Origin of the sequence: Pseudomonas yangonensis, from assembly GCF_009932725.1 — a bacterium.
Taxonomy (GTDB): Bacteria; Pseudomonadota; Gammaproteobacteria; order Pseudomonadales; family Pseudomonadaceae; genus Aquipseudomonas; species Aquipseudomonas yangonensis.
Map to the genome: position 1 here is coordinate 1 of NZ_BLJU01000030.1, position 2224 is coordinate 2224.

Annotated in this window: 2 protein-coding genes; both read left to right on the plus strand. The window is 54.8% G+C overall.

Going from position 1 to position 2224, the window contains the following annotated elements; all coding sequences use genetic code 11:
- The first annotated feature begins 41 nt into the window (after positions 1-41).
- Positions 42-596, plus strand: a complete 555-nt coding sequence (locus tag GYB81_RS22870) for an aminoglycoside N-acetyltransferase AAC(6')-Ib4 (RefSeq protein ID WP_003159191.1) — start codon at positions 42-44, stop codon at positions 594-596.
- A 266-nt stretch (positions 597-862) separates the two neighbouring features.
- A complete protein-coding gene (locus GYB81_RS22875; protein WP_012300772.1) occupies positions 863-2122 on the plus strand; it encodes a chloramphenicol efflux MFS transporter CmlA5 in 1260 nt (419 codons plus the stop codon).
- Positions 2123-2224 lie beyond the last annotated feature (102 nt).

Below are 2224 nucleotides of genomic sequence, written 5' to 3' on the forward strand. Positions count from 1 at the left end.
TGGTGGCTAAAACAAAGTTAGGCATCACAAAGTACAGCATCGTGACCAACAGCAACGATTCCGTCACACTGCGCCTCATGACTGAGCATGACCTTGCGATGCTCTATGAGTGGCTAAATCGATCTCATATCGTCGAGTGGTGGGGCGGAGAAGAAGCACGCCCGACACTTGCTGACGTACAGGAACAGTACTTGCCAAGCGTTTTAGCGCAAGAGTCCGTCACTCCATACATTGCAATGCTGAATGGAGAGCCGATTGGGTATGCCCAGTCGTACGTTGCTCTTGGAAGCGGGGACGGATGGTGGGAAGAAGAAACCGATCCAGGAGTACGCGGAATAGACCAGTCACTGGCGAATGCATCACAACTGGGCAAAGGCTTGGGAACCAAGCTGGTTCGAGCTCTGGTTGAGTTGCTGTTCAATGATCCCGAGGTCACCAAGATCCAAACGGACCCGTCGCCGAGCAACTTGCGAGCGATCCGATGCTACGAGAAAGCGGGGTTTGAGAGGCAAGGTACCGTAACCACCCCAGATGGTCCAGCCGTGTACATGGTTCAAACACGCCAGGCATTCGAGCGAACACGCAGTGATGCCTAACCCTTCCATCGAGGGGGACGTCCAAGGGCTGGCGCCCTTGGCCGCCCCTCATGTCAAACGTTGGGCGCACAATAAGGCTCCTCGCAGAGTTGCTTGAAAGTTGTTACGATTCAAATTCAATCATGAGATAGTCAGCAGATGAGCACTTCCAAGAACGCAGACAAGTAAGCCGCAGCAACCTTCATTTTTCGGTTGTTGCGGCGTTCTCATGAATCCTTTTGCTCTACGGGAGCGCCGCCAAATCCTTTGTTCAAGGAGATGGTTTCGTGCGCTCAAAAAACTTTAGTTGGCGGTACTCCCTTGCCGCCACGGTGTTGTTGTTATCACCGTTCGATTTATTGGCATCACTCGGCATGGACATGTACTTGCCAGCAGTGCCGTTTATGCCAAACGCGCTTGGTACGACAGCGAGCACAATTCAGCTTACGCTGACAACGTACTTGGTCATGATTGGTGCCGGTCAGCTCTTGTTTGGACCGCTATCGGACCGACTGGGGCGCCGCCCCGTTCTACTGGGAGGTGGCCTCGCCTACGTTGTGGCGTCAATGGGCCTCGCTCTTACGTCATCGGCTGAAGTCTTTCTGGGGCTTCGGATTCTTCAGGCTTGTGGTGCCTCGGCGTGCCTTGTTTCCACATTTGCAACAGTACGTGACATTTACGCAGGTCGCGAGGAAAGTAATGTCATTTACGGCATACTCGGATCCATGCTGGCCATGGTCCCGGCGGTAGGCCCATTGCTCGGAGCGCTCGTCGACATGTGGCTTGGGTGGCGGGCTATCTTTGCGTTTCTAGGTTTGGGCATGATCGCTGCATCTGCAGCAGCGTGGCGATTCTGGCCTGAAACCCGGGTGCAACGAGTTGCGGGCTTGCAATGGTCGCAGCTGCTACTCCCCGTTAAGTGCCTGAACTTCTGGTTGTACACGTTGTGTTACGCCGCTGGAATGGGTAGCTTCTTCGTCTTTTTCTCCATTGCGCCCGGACTAATGATGGGCAGGCAAGGTGTGTCTCAGCTTGGCTTCAGCCTGCTGTTCGCCACAGTGGCAATTGCCATGGTGTTTACGGCTCGTTTTATGGGGCGTGTGATACCCAAGTGGGGCAGCCCAAGTGTCTTGCGAATGGGAATGGGATGCCTGATAGCTGGAGCAGTATTGCTTGCCATCACCGAAATATGGGCTTCGCAGTCCGTGTTAGGCTTTATTGCTCCAATGTGGCTAGTGGGTATTGGTGTCGCCACAGCGGTATCTGTGTCGCCCAATGGCGCTCTTCGAGGATTCGACCATGTTGCTGGAACGGTCACGGCAGTCTACTTCTGCTTGGGCGGTGTACTGCTAGGAAGCATCGGAACGTTGATCATTTCGCTGTTGCCGCGCAACACGGCTTGGCCGGTTGTCGTGTACTGTTTGACCCTTGCAACAGTCGTGCTCGGTCTGTCTTGTGTTTCCCGAGTGAAGGGCTCTCGCGGCCAGGGGGAGCATGATGTGGTCGCGCTACAAAGTGCGGAAAGTACATCAAATCCCAATCGTTGAGAGAATGTGGCAAGCTATCGCCCAACAAATCGCTGCAGCCGACCCAAAACCGCTACGCGGTTTCGGTCGGCTGAGCTCAGGCGTTAGGCCTCGCCGAAGCGA